This window comes from Ectobacillus antri, from assembly GCF_003852715.1.
In the GTDB taxonomy this organism is placed as follows: Bacteria; Bacillota; Bacilli; order Bacillales; family Bacillaceae_G; genus Ectobacillus; species Ectobacillus antri.
Genome location: NZ_RIAV01000005.1, coordinates 1 through 16,509, shown reverse-complemented (window position 1 = coordinate 16,509; position 16,509 = coordinate 1). Strand labels below are relative to the sequence as shown.

14 protein-coding genes and 2 pseudogenes are annotated in these 16,509 nt (G+C 36.8%); 15 read left to right on the top strand and 1 reads right to left on the bottom strand.

The window, feature by feature from the left end:
• Positions 1–123 precede the first annotated feature (123 nt).
• The 13 genes from tagU to EEJ45_RS06775 all read left to right on the top strand — a co-directional run bounded on the left by tagU (position 124) and on the right by EEJ45_RS06775 (position 15,168).
• Positions 124–1,038 (top strand): polyisoprenyl-teichoic acid--peptidoglycan teichoic acid transferase TagU, encoded by a 915-nt coding sequence (gene tagU, locus EEJ45_RS06835; RefSeq protein ID WP_124564062.1) that lies wholly within the window; start codon positions 124–126, stop codon positions 1,036–1,038.
• A 56-nt stretch (positions 1,039–1,094) separates the two neighbouring features.
• Positions 1,095–1,625 (top strand): YdcF family protein, encoded by a 531-nt coding sequence (locus EEJ45_RS06830; protein WP_164464216.1) that lies wholly within the window; start codon positions 1,095–1,097, stop codon positions 1,623–1,625.
• 143 nt (positions 1,626–1,768) lie between these two features.
• The gene (locus EEJ45_RS06825) at positions 1,769–2,575 is read left to right on the top strand and encodes an ABC transporter permease (protein WP_124564060.1); all 807 of its coding nucleotides are present in this window, start codon (positions 1,769–1,771) and stop codon (positions 2,573–2,575) included.
• Between the two features lie 12 nt (positions 2,576–2,587).
• A complete protein-coding gene (tagH, locus tag EEJ45_RS06820; RefSeq protein ID WP_124564059.1) occupies positions 2,588–4,207 on the top strand; it encodes a teichoic acids export ABC transporter ATP-binding subunit TagH in 1,620 nt (539 codons plus the stop codon).
• Positions 4,208–4,400: 193 nt separating this feature from the next.
• On the top strand, positions 4,401–5,729 hold the full coding sequence (locus EEJ45_RS06815; protein ID WP_124564058.1) for a capsular polysaccharide export protein, LipB/KpsS family: 1,329 nt from the start codon (positions 4,401–4,403) through the stop codon (positions 5,727–5,729).
• 199 nt (positions 5,730–5,928) lie between these two features.
• Positions 5,929–6,660, top strand: a complete 732-nt coding sequence (kdsB, locus tag EEJ45_RS06810) for a 3-deoxy-manno-octulosonate cytidylyltransferase (protein WP_124564057.1) — start codon at positions 5,929–5,931, stop codon at positions 6,658–6,660.
• A complete protein-coding gene (kdsA, locus tag EEJ45_RS06805) occupies positions 6,653–7,483 on the top strand; it encodes a 3-deoxy-8-phosphooctulonate synthase (RefSeq protein WP_124564056.1) in 831 nt (276 codons plus the stop codon). The genes kdsB and kdsA overlap by 8 nt, the downstream gene beginning before the upstream one ends.
• Positions 7,484–7,553: 70 nt before the next feature.
• Entirely contained in the window at positions 7,554–8,543 is a 990-nt protein-coding gene (locus EEJ45_RS06800; RefSeq protein WP_124564055.1) for a KpsF/GutQ family sugar-phosphate isomerase, read from the top strand.
• A gap of 4 nt (positions 8,544–8,547) precedes the next feature.
• Positions 8,548–9,072 carry a KdsC family phosphatase gene (locus tag EEJ45_RS06795; RefSeq protein ID WP_124564054.1) on the top strand — a complete coding sequence of 175 codons (525 nt, stop codon included), beginning with the start codon at positions 8,548–8,550 and terminating at the stop codon, positions 9,070–9,072.
• 17 nt (positions 9,073–9,089) lie between these two features.
• On the top strand, positions 9,090–9,518 hold the full coding sequence (locus tag EEJ45_RS06790; protein ID WP_124564053.1) for an HIT family protein: 429 nt from the start codon (positions 9,090–9,092) through the stop codon (positions 9,516–9,518).
• 56 nt (positions 9,519–9,574) lie between these two features.
• Entirely contained in the window at positions 9,575–11,824 is a 2,250-nt protein-coding gene (locus EEJ45_RS06785; protein ID WP_124564052.1) for a capsular polysaccharide export protein, LipB/KpsS family, read from the top strand.
• Between the two features lie 240 nt (positions 11,825–12,064).
• Entirely contained in the window at positions 12,065–14,062 is a 1,998-nt protein-coding gene (locus EEJ45_RS06780; protein ID WP_245999845.1) for a capsular polysaccharide export protein, LipB/KpsS family, read from the top strand.
• An 11-nt stretch (positions 14,063–14,073) separates the two neighbouring features.
• Positions 14,074–15,168 (top strand): capsular polysaccharide export protein, LipB/KpsS family, encoded by a 1,095-nt coding sequence (locus EEJ45_RS06775; protein ID WP_124564050.1) that lies wholly within the window; start codon positions 14,074–14,076, stop codon positions 15,166–15,168.
• A 115-nt stretch (positions 15,169–15,283) separates the two neighbouring features.
• On the opposite strand, the pseudogene EEJ45_RS06770 reads toward EEJ45_RS06775, so the two are convergent.
• Positions 15,284–15,619, bottom strand: a pseudogene (locus tag EEJ45_RS06770) (S8 family serine peptidase); the annotation flags it as partial.
• A 166-nt stretch (positions 15,620–15,785) separates the two neighbouring features.
• On the opposite strand from EEJ45_RS06770, the pseudogene tnpA reads away from it, so the two are divergent.
• Positions 15,786–16,162, top strand: a pseudogene (tnpA, locus tag EEJ45_RS06765) (IS200/IS605 family transposase).
• 11 nt (positions 16,163–16,173) lie between these two features.
• Positions 16,174–16,509 (top strand): helix-turn-helix domain-containing protein (locus EEJ45_RS06760; protein ID WP_164464215.1); only part of this gene is annotated, 336 nt, incomplete at its 3' end.

Below are 16,509 nucleotides of genomic sequence, written 5' to 3'. Positions count from 1 at the left end.
CATATTCTTGTACATATTGCTATTTCTTTTTCTGCATAATTGTTATAAAATGATTTACGAAAAAATGGTAATAGGCAGTATTGTGAAAATGAACGTATATTTCGTACAGAAAGCAGGGATTGCATGAAAAAGAAAGTGCTGTTATGGATCGGCGGTATTATCGGCGTTGTTTTGATTGGCGCGGGTGCATACGCGTATAATGTATATAATAAAGTTTCTAAAACACTTGAAGGTGTGCATCAACCGCTTGAGCGCGAGGCTTCGCCAAAGCGTACGGAGCAGCCAAGCATTAAGCAGGCGGCGCCCATTTCTATCTTATTGATGGGTTCTGATCCGCGCGGTGATGAGCGCGGTCGCTCTGACTCACTGATTTTAATCACCTTGAATCCGACACTGAAATCCATGAAAATGGTCAGCATTCCGCGTGATACATACACAGAAATTGTAGGAAAAGGAATTAAAGATAAAATCAACCATGCTTACGCATTCGGTGGCGTTGAAATGTCTGTTAATACAGTCGAAAACTTCCTTGATGTTCCCATTGATCACTATATCGAGGTGAACATGGAAGGCTTTAAGGATATCGTAAATGCAGTGGGCGGCGTTGACGTGAACAACGACTTGGCATTTACACAAGATAATCATACATTTGCGAAGGGACCCATTCACTTAAATGGCGACGAGGCACTTGCTTATTCTCGTATGAGAAAGCAAGATCCGCGCGGTGATTTTGGTCGTCAAATGAGACAGCGCCAAGTGATTCAGGCTGTTATTAAAAAAGGTGCGAATGTCTCTTCTCTAGCGAATTATGGCAGTATCTTAACGGCAATTCAAAAGAATGTAAAAACAAGCTTAACACAAGAGCAAATGTTTGAAATTCAACAAAACTATCGCGAAGTACGCAATAGTAACGAAGAAATTCAAATTGAAGGAAAAGGGCAGATGATGAATAACATCTGGTACTATGTTGTTCCAGAACAGTCACGCCAAGAGCTGTCTAAAAAGCTACGAGAGCATTTGGCGTTGCCAGTGCAGTAACACAAAGAAGGCACTCTTTTCGGGGTGCCTTTTCTAATGTGAAAAGGGGGAACGTTTTGAGAAAGGTCTTTTTCGGTCTAGCAACCATAGGTATCTTTCTTCTAATTTGTGTGCAGAAGCCTTTCTTAATCATACAAGAAAAGCCAGCTCGTGCAGATGTTATTATTGTATTAAGTGGTGACCAGAAGCGGCTGGAAAAAGCGGCAGCATTATATGAGCAGGGCTACGCCCCATATGTACTGTTGTCAAAATCAGATACAAAGCGCTTCTCGGTTGAGAAAGCTGTAAAGCTAGGTGTACCAAGAGGGCGTATTATAGAAGAGAAACATGCGACAAGTACATACACCAATGCTTTATACACGAAGAAACTATTAGAGAGAAGGCAGTTTCAAACCGCAATCGTAGTGTCTTCGGATTACCATATGCAGCGTGTGCGATTAGTTTTTGAGCGGGTGTATGATAAAAGCTATCATTTCTTATATGTACCGTATGAGGGAAAATGGTGGGGTGATATGAAACAAACACTAGAAGAGTATATAAAGTTGGTAGGATACAAATTAGGTTTGTATCGGTTTTTAGATTTATAAATTGTAGAATTGAGAAGATTTAACTTTTGTGTTTTTGCTATAATGGGGATAAACTTGTAGTCATGTAAACGATAAAGATGAATAGCTTTCTTTGCATACTATATGTCAGATTTCTAAATATTAAAGGTGAAAGTGGTAGCGATATGACGGCTTTAAAAATGGTAATACAAGAACAAATACAAAATGTATATTTAATTTGGCGCATCTCCTTGTATGAGTCCAAAAGGATGTATGCAGCCAATATTCTCGGTAATGCCTGGTTATTTTTAGCACCATTTTTACAGATTGCGGTGTATTGGATTGTATTTGGAATGGGAATTAGACAGGGAGCTCCTATTAATGGTGTTCCATTTTTCGTATGGATGATTTGTGGTCTTATCCCTTGGTTTTTTATAAATAGTGCAATAGGTAAAGGAACGAATTCCATTCATTCCAGACTGAATGTAGTATCAAAAATGAACTTTCCGTTAAGTGTGATTCCTACGTATGTAGTATTGTCTCAACTATATGCGCATCTCATTTTGCTAGGAGCATTATTTGTTGTGGTAATTGCTAATTTAGGACTACCTACATGGCATTGGATAGGGATTATATACGGTTTATTGGCAACCATTACATTTCTCGTTGCATTGTCCTTTATTACTTCTACTTTAGCAACAATTGTGCGAGATGTATCCATGTTAGTCCAATCTTCTTTACGTATGTTGTTCTTTCTTACTCCAGTTTTGTGGGAACCAAAAGAAAGTTTGTCACCGCTTTTCTTATTACTTATTCAAGCCAATCCGGTGTACTATTTAATTGAAGTGTATCGCGGTGCCTTGATTTATAGAGACTTATCAATTATTACTTCATCATATACCTTGTACTTCTGGGGGATTGTATCTATTTTAATCGCAGTGGGAACTTCTCTGCATGTAAAATTCCGAAAACAGTTCATCGATTACTTATAAAGGGGAAGATTCATGTATAAAGTTCGGTTTCAACATGTCACAAAAAAATATAGACTGTATCACACGTCTTCTGAAAAGCTAAAAAGCTTATTTTTACGTCAAAATGATGGTGACTATCACTATGCGTTAAGTGATATTTCTTTTGATGTAGAAGAAGGCGAAATTATTGGTGTTATTGGATTAAACGGTTCAGGCAAAAGTACATTATCTAATTTAATTGCAGGTGTTACAATGCCTGATTCAGGTACGATTGAGATTAACGGAACATCCTTACTTATTGCTATCTCATCAGGTCTAAACCCCCAATTGACGGGGAGAGAGAATATTGAGTTAAAAGGATTGATGATGGGACTTACCAAGTCTCAAATTGAAACAATTACACCGCAAGTAATTGAGTTTTCGGAAATTGGCAAGTTTATTGATCAACCGGTTAAAACATACTCAAGCGGAATGAAAGCGCGCCTTGGTTTTTCAATTTCGGTGAATGTTGATCCAGACATTTTAGTAATAGACGAAGCGTTATCTGTTGGCGATCAAGCTTTTGCTGATAAATGTCTAGATAAGATTAATGAATTTAAAGAAAGCGGAAAAACAATCTTCTTTGTCAGTCATTCTCTTGGACAAATTAAAAAGTTTTGCACAAAAATTCTTTGGTTACATTACGGACAGTTGCAGGCTTATGGAGAGCTAAATGAAGTAGCGCAGCAATATCAAAAATTTGTGGAAGAGCATCGTAAATTATCTTCTGCTGAAAAAGAAGAAATGAAAGAATTTTACCAAAACAAGGCGAAAGAACAAAATGAGATGTACAAACCAGTGCGTAAACAACGCAAAAAAAATAAAAAAAAGGCAAGAGTGGCAGGCCTTGGTGTTTTGATAGCGCTCGGAGGTGGCGCATTTCTTTGGCAACAACGAGATTCAATACCACAATCAGTACAAGAATCAAAACAAGGACCAATTACTGAACAACAAGTAGCTAGTGATGTTACGAAAATAGAAGAACCAAAACAAACAGAAACGATAAAACGTTTTGTAGTGACCGGTTCAGAAGTGTTTGTCAGACAAACGCCAAGTGCAGAAGCAACTAAGTTAGGTGTAGTGCGATTTGGTGATGTGTTTGAGGTGCAAAAACAAGAAAAAGATACAAAGAAAGATTTACTATGGGCGGAAGTGACCTTGTTGTCAGGCCAAAAGGGGTGGATTAGTACCCAATTTTTAATGGAAATGAAGCAGCCGATATCTGATGCTAGTTTAAGTAGTTTAGATCGTCGTTTTCAACCGGAATTTGGTGCTAAAGTATTGCAGTTCACATCGTACGTCGGAAAAACATGGGATGATCTGAAAAAGCAATATAAAGGTGTATTAACAGCGCCAACAAAACCTTCCTCAGAGGGACGCATGTATGTAAATTCAGATAACGTACAATTTGTAATCAGAGAAAATAAGATTGAAAAAGTAGCGTTTCAAAATCCGTCTATAAAGCCAAAAGACATAGTTGGGACCCTCGGTAAGCCTGTAACCACTAGCGAACAGCAAGATGGATATTTTTATGAAACGGATAGCTATTATATTACAATACAAGTAGATAGGGTAAAGGACAGTGTAATAGCTGTGTTTGTTACGAAGAAATAATAACGAAGTGATAGTATTATAGAGAGAATAACAATAAAATTTACCGTATTATACCTTAGTTGTTAGTTTTGTCTTACTATACACTTCGTTTGATGCTATAATACAAAAAGTGTACATTCGTTTGCATATGAATTACCAGCAATAACAAGGTTTGTAGGATGAGAATGAATGTGTTAGAAGGTCGGAGGGTCCAATGGGAAAATACTTATTTTTAAGAGGCAATCGTAATAAGCGATTCTTTCTTAATATAGCTAACCAATTAGAGAAAGCGGGGCATACATGCTTTCAAATTAAATTTGAGTTAGGGGAACTATTGTTTAAAAATACAATTGAAACAGCTTTTGCTCCTTTTCATGTGTCTCGGAAAGCCTATCCCATTTCTGATGAGACACTTCTTTCCATGCCTATATATAATATTACCTACAGACAAACGATTATGAAAAAGCAAGTCTCCCCGAAAGAACTTCTTATGTACAAAAGGTATATGTACTTTATCGACCAGTTTATCGAGAAGCATGATATAGATAGGATTTGCTTATTTAATGGCTTTCACTGGATTGATCAGGTCACTAAATATATTGCAGAACAAAGAGGTATCCAATTGTACTATTTCGAGGATGGTTTATTTCGTCCTTATACCGTTACATGCGATTCGGCAGGCATAAATGCCCAGGCATCTATTCCACGCAATGCTTCTTTTTATGACGACTTACAGATAGATAAAGAACGGTTAAAAAAGTTCTTGTTTCATCCAGAAAACCCCGTGTTTTTAAATAATCATAAAGAAAGCTTAGGAAAGACTGCCGCTGTTAAGGCGATTAGTATGCTAGGCAGTGTGGTTGGCTTGCATCCAAGCTTCTATGTGCATATCACATGGAAATTGGCCATAAAATACTTTCTTCATAAGCAATTGTTTAAATACCGGAAGTCGAACGCCATCACCATACCTGAAGAATATATATTTTTACCGTTTCAGGTAGCGCGTGATTCACAAATCTTTTACAATTCTCCTTATATTAAAAATATGGAAGAGTTGCTCGATGTTGTGTACGATGCCATAACAATATTCAACCAAAAGCATAACCGTCATCTCTGTATTGTTGTAAAGGAACACCCTGAAGACTTGACGCGTAATGATTATCGAGAACTCAAAATGAAGTATGCAAGTAAGAAAGAAGTTATCTTTGTACAAAAGTACGACGTCAAAAAGTTGATTTCTAAGGCTGAGGCTGTAGTCACGATTAATTCTACGGTAGGGATTGAAGCGTTAGCGCAATATAAGCGCGTTATCACGCTAGGCGATGCTATGTATAACATTGAGGGTGTGGCAACACATACACCACCTCATATGTTACTATCTACACTAGAGCATGTCCTCACGCTAAAGGTGAATAAACAGCGTATTCAAAAGTTTCTATATTATTTGCGTTTTCATTATCAAGTAGAAGGTACTATTAACTCTATTGAAGATGATACGGCAAAAAATGTAGTACATCGCTTGATGACTTCTCCTAGGAATTGAATTGTAAAATTTAGTTTAAAAATAACATGTTTTGTTTAATATTGCTTTGTATAAAACTCTATATGTCACGCTATTCCTTTTACCAATATATAGACATGGAAACAGTTTGTAAGTTATTGTAAAATAGCTTAGAAAATGACATAGTTGCGAGATTGTGAATATTCATATATATAATTTTTAGGTTAAGGGGTGTATGTTTTTGAAGGCTATTGGAGTAATACCGGCGAGATATGGATCAACTAGATTTCCAGGCAAACCGCTTGCACAAATTATGGGCAAGCCTATGATTCAGCATGTATACGAAAATGTAAAGAAAAGTAAAGAACTGGACGATGTGGTAGTAGCAACTGATCATGAAGCTATTTTTCAGACGGTTGAGGCATTTGGTGGAAAAGCGGTGATGACAAAAAAAGATCATGAAACCGGTTCTGATCGTATTGCTGAAGTAACCAATCATGTTGAAGGGGATTTCTTTGTAAATATTCAAGGAGACGAGCCGCTAATTCACCATGAGCTAATTGATACACTCGTACGTACAGCACGTGAAAGTGATGATGCAGTTATAACTGCAAAAACAGCTATTAAAACAGAAGCAGATATTGCAAACCCGAATGTGGTGAAAGTAGTGGCAGGATACGATAACAAAGCCCTTTATTTTTCGCGCTCCGCAATTCCGTATAATCGTGCAAACAAAGAAACAACCTACTATAAGCATCTAGGTATTTATGCCTATCCAAAAGCGGTATTAAACGAGTTTGTAAAGCTGCCACAATCACCATTAGAAGAGCTGGAGATGCTAGAGCAGCTGCGTTTACTTGAAAACGGCTATACAATTAAAGTTATAGAAACAACATATGATGCAGTCGGTGTAGATACGCCGGAGGACATACAAAAAGTAGAACGAATTCTAGGAGGAACACAACATGTCTAAAGAAATCATATTAAATGAAAACATTAAGTTTGGTGGCAATAACCCATTTGTATTAATCGCGGGTCCTTGTGTAATTGAGAGTGAAGAGCTTGTTATGCAGGTTGCAGAGCAAGTAAAAGAAATCACAACAAAGCTAGGTATTCCTTACGTATTTAAAGCTTCTTTTGATAAAGCAAACCGTTCTTCTATCTTTTCTAACCGCGGACCTGGTCTAGAAAAAGGTCTTGAAATTCTTGCAAAAGTGAAAGAGCGTTACGGCTTACCTGTTACTTCTGATATTCATGAGTCTTACCAAGCAGAAGCGGCTGGAGAAGTACTAGACATCATTCAAATCCCAGCATTTCTATGCAGACAAACAGATTTGCTGGTTGCTGCGGCTAAAACAGGTAAAATTGTAAACGTGAAAAAAGGTCAATTCCTTGCTCCTTGGGACATGAACAATGTTGTAACAAAATTGCGTGAAACTGGTAATGAGAAAATCATGTTAACAGAGCGCGGTTCTACATTTGGCTATAATAACTTAGTAGTAGATATGCGTTCATTAGTAACAATGGGTCAAATGGATGTACCGGTTGTATTTGATGCGACGCACAGCGTTCAAATCCCAGGCGGAAACGGTACGACAACAGGCGGAAAACGCGAGTTTGTACCATACTTGTCTCAAGCTGCGGCAGCAGTTGGTGTAGATGCAATCTTTATGGAAGTTCACCCTAACCCAGATGAAGCAATGTCTGACGGTCCGAACATGGTAAAACTTCATGAGCTAGAAGAAGTATTGAAGCCAATTCAAGCAATCGATCAAATCGTAAAAAACAAGCGTTAATTCATATAAAGATAAAGAGACTACAGTCGTAATTAGGGAAGGAACCATTATGAAACTAGGAGGAATGTAAATGTTAGAGCTAGAAGTAAAAGTGCCTGTACGTGATTTTACAGCTGATGTTAAGGATGTTTTAGAAAAAGAAGCACAAGCGATTTTGGACTTAAAGAACATAATCGGTGATTCTATTAATGAAGCAATTCAAATGATTCTGGATTGCCGCGGCAGAGTGGTTGTGACGGGTATGGGTAAATCTGGGATTATAGGCCGTAAAATGAATGCAACTTTAGCGAGTACAGGTACACCTTCTTTGTTCTTACATCCTTCTGAGGGTCTGCATGGCGATTTAGGTATGGTTACTGGAGAAGACGTAGTTATTGCTATTTCCAATAGCGGTGAAACGGATGAAGTATTAAATCTTATCCCTTCTATTAAACGTATCGGTGCGAAAATGATTGCAATTGTGAAGAATCCTGATTCTACACTAGGAAGTAAATCAGATGTTGTACTTAGTATCGGCAACGTACAAGAAGCTTGTCCACTGGGCTTAGCACCAACAACAAGCACAACAGTTACTTTGGCCTTAGGCGATGCAATCGCAGTCGCTTTGCTACAAGCTAGAAACTTCCGTCCTGAGGATTTTGCTCTGTACCATCCAAGCGGTTCCTTAGGACGCAAGCTTCTTTTAACAGTAAGAGACGTGATTCAAGCAACACGAAAAAACCCTATTATCTATGGGAATGCCTCAATTAAGGAAACTTTATTTCTTATGACAGCACAAGGCATGGGAGCTATTAGCGTAGTCGATAAAGAAGGAAAGTTAGCAGGTATTCTAACAGATGGAGATATTCGCAGAGCATTTGCGCTTTCTGATGATATCTTATATCGTACAGTAGATGATTTGTGCAATCGTACTCCGCATACCGTAAAAGGTGACAATTTGGCTGTGCAAGCTTTTGAATTAATGGATCAATTAAAAGTAAACGTATTGCCTGTTGTTGACGAAGATGATCATCCGATTGGTATGATCCATATTCATGATCTTATGAATTTGGGGTTGTAATATTATGAAACCTATTAAACTGATTGTTTTAGATGTAGATGGTGTATTGACAGATGGAAAGTTGTATATAGGATCAGATGGTAACGAGATTAAGGCATTTCACACGCAAGATGGTATGGGTATTAGCTTGGCACGTCATGTAGGAATCAAGCTCGCTATCATTTCAGGACGATCCTCTGCAGCTGTAACCAAACGAGCAGCAGAATTGAAATTTGATCATGTATACCAGGGCATTCATGAGAAAGTAGATGTTTTATATGACATTATGTCCGAGCATGGTGTCACGTTAGAAGAAGTATGCTATGTAGGTGACGATATTAATGATTTGCCTATTTTACAGATTGTCGGCTTTGCTGCAGCACCGAACAATGCGGTAGAACTTGTAAAAGAGCATGTTGATTTTATCGCAAAGGCAAACGGCGGAGAAGGTGCCGTCCGTGAGATTATTGAGCATATTTTGAAACAAACTTACAACTATAATGAAGTTTTATTTGAATTTTTGAACGGAAAAGTGAAAATTACACAATAAACAAAGGAGTGGTTTCTGTGGTAACATGTCCAATTTGCGAAAAACATTCTCGCCCTAATGAGGTGATATATGAGAATGAGAATTGGCTTGTTACACACGGGCCACTTTCTTCACAAATTCTAGGTTATATGTATATTGAGCCAAAGCGCCATGTAGAACACTGGTCAGATTTCATAGACGAAGAGCTTGCACAGCTTGGTCCATTGGTAAAACGTTTAGAAGGGGCATTAAAGCAGGTGCTTCCCGTAGAGCGTGTTTATACAGTGACAATTAGTGAAGCAGTACGACATTTGCATGTTCATATTATTCCGAGACAAGAAGGACAAGATATGAAGGGATTGCCGCTGATTGAGCAGGCAACGCAACAAACAACTAACAAAACTTTGTTTATATCAAAAGACCAATATAAAATTTTTATAAAGCAGCTACAAACCATGTTGTCTTAAATTTTGTTTAGAATATAAGTTGCGTAACTTGTCACTAGAGTAGGGAGGTTTGCTGAATGAATTTTTTAAATAAAAGTGTTAAACTTGGAGAAAATTTCGATAAAACCTATTACAAATTAGGTGTTATATTCCCATTTCGCTATTCAGAAGATCGGCCTGATGCATTTGAAAGAGCACACTGGATTTTTTCTGAATGGAGTAATAAGAAGGATATAAAATTCTATATGGTGGATAGTGGAAGTCCACAAAAATACGCTAATCAGTTAGAAAATATATGTAATGAATATGATGTAAATTATATATATTTAGATACTTCATATGAAATGTTCTCAGCTGGAAAAGCTAGGGATGTGGGAGCAATATGGGCTAACGCTGAATATTTATTTTTTCAAGATATAGATTTGTTGGGTTATGAAGGATTTTATGATGAATTGCTAATTGAAATTGAAGCGCGGGAATTATGTTATAACAATGAAGATTTTATTATGATTCCTGCTATTTATCTTACAGAAGAAGCGAGTAAAGAATATATTAATACCAATCCAAAGTTACGTAAGTCTAAGTTTGTTCAAAAAGTATATGAAGGAAATAAAGATTTATATGTAAATTTAGCTAGTGGTTCATCAGCACTATTAATAAATAGACTTCATTACTTAAGTATAGGTGGTCATGATAACGATTTCTTTGGCCATGGATTTGAAGATTTTGAACTCATCCATCGTTTAAGTAGTATAAGTAACTATTATAAACGTCCAAGAGAATATTATACTGATTTTAGAAATTGGGGAGCGACAGATTATAAAGGGTTCCGAAGTTTATTTAGATTACATGGAGATTTAGCTGCTATAAAAGGTATGTATCTATTCCATATCTATCATCCTAATAATAAAAAGTCTGCATATGTTTCAAGTACAGCAAATAACAGAAAACTACTTACTGATAAAATGAAACAATATGATGAAGGTAAAACTGTATTAACTCCGTTACCTGATGTGTATGCAGGTAAAACATTAGCTTTAGGAATAGAAGGTAATGGATTCTATAAGTCCATTCACCAAACGCTACCTCAATTTGGGTTAATTACTTACAAATCAGAAAATGATTTTATAACAGAAGATGATTTTATAACATATTTAAATTATAACAATATTAGTCGCGTTCTAATGCCAAATCCGTACGGAAATCCTAAGAGGTTATCTTTGTATCAGGTGTGTAAACGAGAGGGTATACCTTTTATTGTACAAGACCGTGGAGCATTAATGGATTCTGTATTTTTTGATAATAATGGATTCAATGCTGATAGTAGTTCGTATCATGAAAGTAACTGGAATCGTCCGTTATCTGAGTCAGAGTCTGAAATAGTGCAAGAATATATTCGTTCTCAGTATTTTAATGAAGCGAGCTTAGAACGACAAGGGCAACGTCTTGGTGGCAATAAATTGTTACAAAAATTAAACGTAAAGTATAACGAAAAGGTGTTGTTTGTACCGTTTCAAAGGCCAAATGATACAGTAATTCGTTATTTTTCAGGTGCGGTCGGCTCGGTTGCAGAATTTGTAGTTTTTCTTGAGCAACTAAAAAAAATTTTAGGTCCTGAATGGAGAATATTTGCCAAAAAGCATCCGTTAGAGGCCAATAAACCTGTAGCGGATATTGAGTTTGTTGATGATGACATTCATGTAAAAGACCTAATAGAAGCGTGTGATGCCGTATTACTAATTAATTCTGGTGTAGGAGTAGAAAGTATGATGTGGTATAAGCCAGTTTTATATGTAGGGCAAGCTTTTTATGGGTTTGATGAAATTAATAAACATGTTCGTACTCCTCAAGAGGCTGCACAAGTATTGAATAACCTGTTTGAAGTAAATCGCGATAAAGTACATAGGTTTATTCACTATTTGATTACGGAATTTTATTCTTTTGGCAAGGCACGAACAGAGCTTGTTAAACAACCGGATGGTAGCCTATTTAATGCAACAAGAGGAATGGATTTTTATAAAATTGTAGTACCAGAACAGCCTGTAAGACGGTATGCAGTGCGGAACCAAGTTAAAGTGAATATGGATGCTCCTTTGTATGATCGTTATAAGAAATTTTTAGAGATACGCGATGAGGATAAAAAGGCTGGGAAAGTGGAAGCTGATAAAAGTCAAGATGCTACAAAATCAAGTAGTTCAATGAAAAATGAAAAAAAACAAGAGCCAAACGGAGTATGGTTAACTAGACAGTTTGTGAAATTAATTACCAACCCTGTTAAATTTATGAAACATTACAGACGTTGGAAAAGAAAAACAAAGATCAAGTAAAGTTAAAGTGTGTATATAATTGAACTGCTATTTTTAGATAGCAGTTCAATTATATATAAAAGTAATGCAAGGATAGAGTTTTTATGAAAAATATGGAGGATGGCGATCGGATTGTTGCTTAGAGTATATAATAGGGGTTATAAAACTTTTTTAAAACTATATCAAAAAATTAGACTTTTTCGACTCCCCACTAAAACAGTAGCATTTCTCGTTGGCTTCAGCAAATGGAAGCACGCTCATATGAAAGAATATTTAACTGATTACCATGTGAAGTTTGTTAATCCAAATCGCTCAATCAAAAAGAATATACAAGATATGAAACGCTACCGTAATAAAGTAATTATGGTATGGGGGTACTGTGATCAACAAGAGATTTATGAATATGCTCAAAATAATAAAGTACCCTATTACCGTATTGAGGATGGGTTTGTACGCTCTGTTCAGTTAGGAGCAGAGAAAAGTGTTCCTCTCTCTATTTGTATAGATTCTCAAGCATTGTATTACGATGCAACTAGTCCAAGTGATTTAGAAGACATATTAAATACTTATGATTTTTCTTCAGATAGAGTGCTGATGGAAAGAGCATCAAAATGCATAGAAATGATAAAACAAATGCACATTAGTAAGTACAATAATGTCACTTCTAAAGATATAGCCAGTGTATATGGGCCGAAAACTAAAAGACGCGTACTTGTTATCGGACAAGTAGAGGACGATCAATCTATACAACGTGGTTGTGAGCGAAGAATTACTAATAATGAACTTGTTATGTTAGCAGCTAGGGAAAATCCAGATGCAGAGATTATTTATAAACCGCATCCTGATGTATTGTTTGGAAAGCGTCCGATGCAATCAAATCCTGAGGATGTAAAACATATTGCAAAAGTAATATCAGAGCCATTAAGTTTAAATGACTCTTTTCAAACCATTGACCATGTATATACAATTACTTCATTAGCTGGATTCGAAGCACTATTACAAGGCATTCCTGTTACAACAATTGGCGCACCTTTTTATGCAGGATGGGGATTAACTGATAGTCGACAGAAAACGGAAAGACGAAAGAGAACATTACGCATAGAAGAGGTATTTGCAGGTGCGTATCTGTTATATCCTAAATATATGCACCCCGTATCTAAGCAATTCATCACATTAGAAGAAGCTATCAATGTAATATCACACATGAGGGGAGCTTCTTCTGAGATAGAAGAAGATAATTTTGTCACAATAGTTCCTAGGGAAGAGGGGAAAATTGGTATTTTTTCTAAAGGTATTCAAGAAATTCCGCATCTTCAATCGTTTTTAAAAGGGGAAGTAGTCTTTAAACCAAAAGAAAATCCTGCTGAACTTAGCTATGTAGCAGGTTGGGGAATGAAGCCAAGTACAAAGAAAGCGCTAGAGTTCTGTAGACAACATAATATTCCATATTTAAGTTTAGAAGATGGATTTCTGCGTTCGATAGGACTCGGAGTCAATGGCTCTCCACCACTGTCTATCTGTATTGATCATGTTGGGATTTATTACGATGCAACTAGACCTTCACGATTAGAAAATATCCTCAATAGTCAGGGGTGGAATAGTGAGGAGCTTATGGACCAAGCACGCAAGGCGATGAATTTTATCACTGATAACTATCTGAGTAAGTATAACCATGCTCCTATGATTAATACGAGCATCTTTAAGGATACAGATAAGAAAAGAGTTTTAGTAGTAGATCAAACGTATGGTGATATGTCGATTACATTAGGTTTAGCAGATCAAAAGCGTTTTGTTGAGATGTATCTGGCTGCCAGAAAGGAAAACCCTGAAGCGCATATTTACATTAAAACACATCCAGATGTTATCTCAGGTAAAAAACAGGGCAATATCCTTGATATAGATATTGATGCCAATACTACATTTATTTATGAAGATTGTAATCCTATTTCTTTAATACAAGAAGTAGATAAGGTGTATGTGGTTACTTCTCAACTTGGATTTGAAGCACTTATGCTTGGTAAGGAAGTGCATTGTTTTGGCGCGCCTTTTTATGCAGGGTGGGGGGCAACAAAGGATCGAATACTTATAGAAAGACGAAATAAAAGTAGAACTGTTGAAGAAATTTTTGCTGCTGCATATTTACTTTATCCTCGTTATGTAAATCCAGTAAACGGTAATCCAGGAACTATTTTTGATGTTATTTCTTATCTTATAGATCATAAAAAGCATAATAAGGAAGCTAAGCAAAATATAAACTAAAGGACTTGAGTATGTTTTGGAATAGAACATTAAAAGTAAAAGTAAAAAAAATTAGAGATTCTATTATGCAAATTGCATTCGTAATAAAGTTGAATCCTAAAGCAAATGCATTTGTTTTCGGAGTTTCTACATGGAAGCAAAATTATATGCGCATGTTTTTAGCAGATTACGAAGTTTGTTTTGTCCCTGGTAATCATGTATCTTTCCTACTGGCAAAAGTAATATCTCGTTATAAGGATGTAGTGTTCATCTCATGGGGATTTAATGAAGATGAAAGTGTACGGATGTATGCTCAAAAACATAACATTCCCATTTACAGAATCGAAGATGGATTTGTACGTTCCATTGGCTTAGGTGCCATGCACACCCCGCCATTTTCACTGTGCTTAGATAAAACAGGAATGTATTTTGACTCTACCGGACCTAGTGATTTAGAACATATATTAAATACATATAACTTTCATGGCAATCCCGAACTTCTACTCCGAGCGCAAACTTGCATGAGACAACTTACACAGCTTGGTTTAAGCAAGTACAATCATGTGGGTAAACAAAATGTCGAAGAGTTATATGGTCCAAAAACTAAGCGTCGTATTTTAGTTGTAGGCCAAGTAGAAGACGATGCTTCCATACGAAAAGGAAGCGCAAAGCAGTGGACAAACTTCGATTTGGTACAACTAGCGTATAATGAAAATCCAGATGGAGAAATTATTTATAAACCGCATCCGGACGTGCTAACCGGCCGCAGGCCTGGGTGTTCTAACATAGAGGACATTCGTAAGATGGCCAAGGTTGTGGAAGCGCCGTTAAGTTTAGATGATTCTTTTCAAACGATTGATCATGTATATACCATTACCTCTCTTTCTGGATTTGAAGCGTTAATGAGAGGAATATCTGTTACCACAATAGGGGCTCCGTTTTATTCTGGATGGGGATTAACAGATGACCGGCAGCCTGTAGCCCGTAGAAAAAGAAAACTAGCAATTGAAGAGTTGTTCGCAGGAGCCTATTTATTATATCCGCGATACGCAGATCCATTTACCGGAGAAGTGTTGACGTTAGAAGATACAATTCAAAAGTTGATAAAACAAAAAGAAGATATGTAAAAATAGGAAAAAGCACGGGGATGCCCCGTGCTCTTCTCATTTATAAACTGTAATCGAATCAATATTTACATTCGAAGCCGATTTACGAGCCCCACTTGCAACTTTACCCGTCCACTCAATCTTTTGTTTTTTCCCAAGCAGCTTCCGCTTTAATATCCATGCCTGCCGTACCGTAGTAGCCATTTACATATTGACCCGTATTCTTTAGTCCCCATAAGTAGCTGAAATACGGATCGCTAACACTTTTTGTTGTAGCTGCCAGATATAGTTTATAATTGGGCTCTGCATACTCCACTTTACCTGCCGCTCGTAAAAGGCGTGCTACCTCTTCAGGCTTTACACCAGATGTAAAGCTAAGCAATGCTAATTTCGCGTTACCTTTACTTGTCTTTTTGATGGACAGACCCAGCGTTTTTTCAAGTGCACCTAAACTTTGTACCTGCACCGCCGATTTAAATTTAACTTCCCTCCGAAAGAAGTCTCCTACTTCTAAACGTGAAGGTGCGCCAGCACCAGTGAAAGTGGGAGATGAATTTCGGTTAGGCGTAGCCTAAAGTTGTCTCTTTTTTTGTACTATGATATAATCAGTCTTAGATAAAAGAAAGGCTGTTATATCAATGGAATTAGACAATAATAATCATTCAGTGTTATTGTTGTATTATCATCTCGTTCTGGTCGTAAAATATCGCAGAAAAGTGATTGACGATGCCATATCTGACTACGCGAAAGATATGTTTGTACGATTAGGTGAAAATTACAATATTTCCTTAGTCGAATGGAATCACGATATTGACCATGTGCATATTTTGTTCAAAGCACATCCGAATACTGAAATGTCAAAGTTCATCAACGCTTATAAAAGTGCAAGTTCTCGACTTATCAAAAAGAATTTTCCACAAGTGAAAAGAAAACTTTAAGTTTTTGCTTACTTACAACAGGCGGTTCGCCTATTGAAGTGATAAAGAAATATATAGAAAATCAAGGTATGAAATGAGGTGATTCGATATGGCAAATAAAGCATATAAGTTCCGTCTGTACCCAACGCAAGAACAAGAGCAACTTCTTGCAAAAACCTTCGGTTGTGTTCGTTTCGTCTACAACAAAATGCTTTTGGAGCGAAAGGAAACATATGAACAATTCAAGGACGACAAAGAAACGCTAAAGAAGCAAAAATTCCCGACTCCTGCTAAGTACAAGGAAGAGTTTGCGTGGCTCAAAGAAATAGATAGTCTGGCATTAGCGAATGCCCAATTGAATTTGCAGAAGGCGTACAAAAACTTCTTTTCTGGTCGTGCTGAATTTCCGAAGTTCAAAAATCGTAAGGCGAGACAATCTTACACA

Coding starts and splice junctions, on each gene's coding strand:
- tagH (WP_124564059.1), top strand. CDS start 2,588: ATGTATAAAGTTCGGTTTCAACATGTCACAAAAAAATATAGACTGTAT.
- EEJ45_RS06825 (WP_124564060.1), top strand. CDS start 1,769: ATGACGGCTTTAAAAATGGTAATACAAGAACAAATACAAAATGTATAT.
- EEJ45_RS06815 (WP_124564058.1), top strand. CDS start 4,401: ATGGGAAAATACTTATTTTTAAGAGGCAATCGTAATAAGCGATTCTTT.
- EEJ45_RS06800 (WP_124564055.1), top strand. CDS start 7,554: ATGTTAGAGCTAGAAGTAAAAGTGCCTGTACGTGATTTTACAGCTGAT.
- EEJ45_RS06785 (WP_124564052.1), top strand. CDS start 9,575: ATGAATTTTTTAAATAAAAGTGTTAAACTTGGAGAAAATTTCGATAAA.
- kdsA (WP_124564056.1), top strand. CDS start 6,653: ATGTCTAAAGAAATCATATTAAATGAAAACATTAAGTTTGGTGGCAAT.
- EEJ45_RS06775 (WP_124564050.1), top strand. CDS start 14,074: ATGTTTTGGAATAGAACATTAAAAGTAAAAGTAAAAAAAATTAGAGAT.
- tagU (WP_124564062.1), top strand. CDS start 124: ATGAAAAAGAAAGTGCTGTTATGGATCGGCGGTATTATCGGCGTTGTT.
- EEJ45_RS06780 (WP_245999845.1), top strand. CDS start 12,065: ATGAAAGAATATTTAACTGATTACCATGTGAAGTTTGTTAATCCAAAT.
- EEJ45_RS06795 (WP_124564054.1), top strand. CDS start 8,548: ATGAAACCTATTAAACTGATTGTTTTAGATGTAGATGGTGTATTGACA.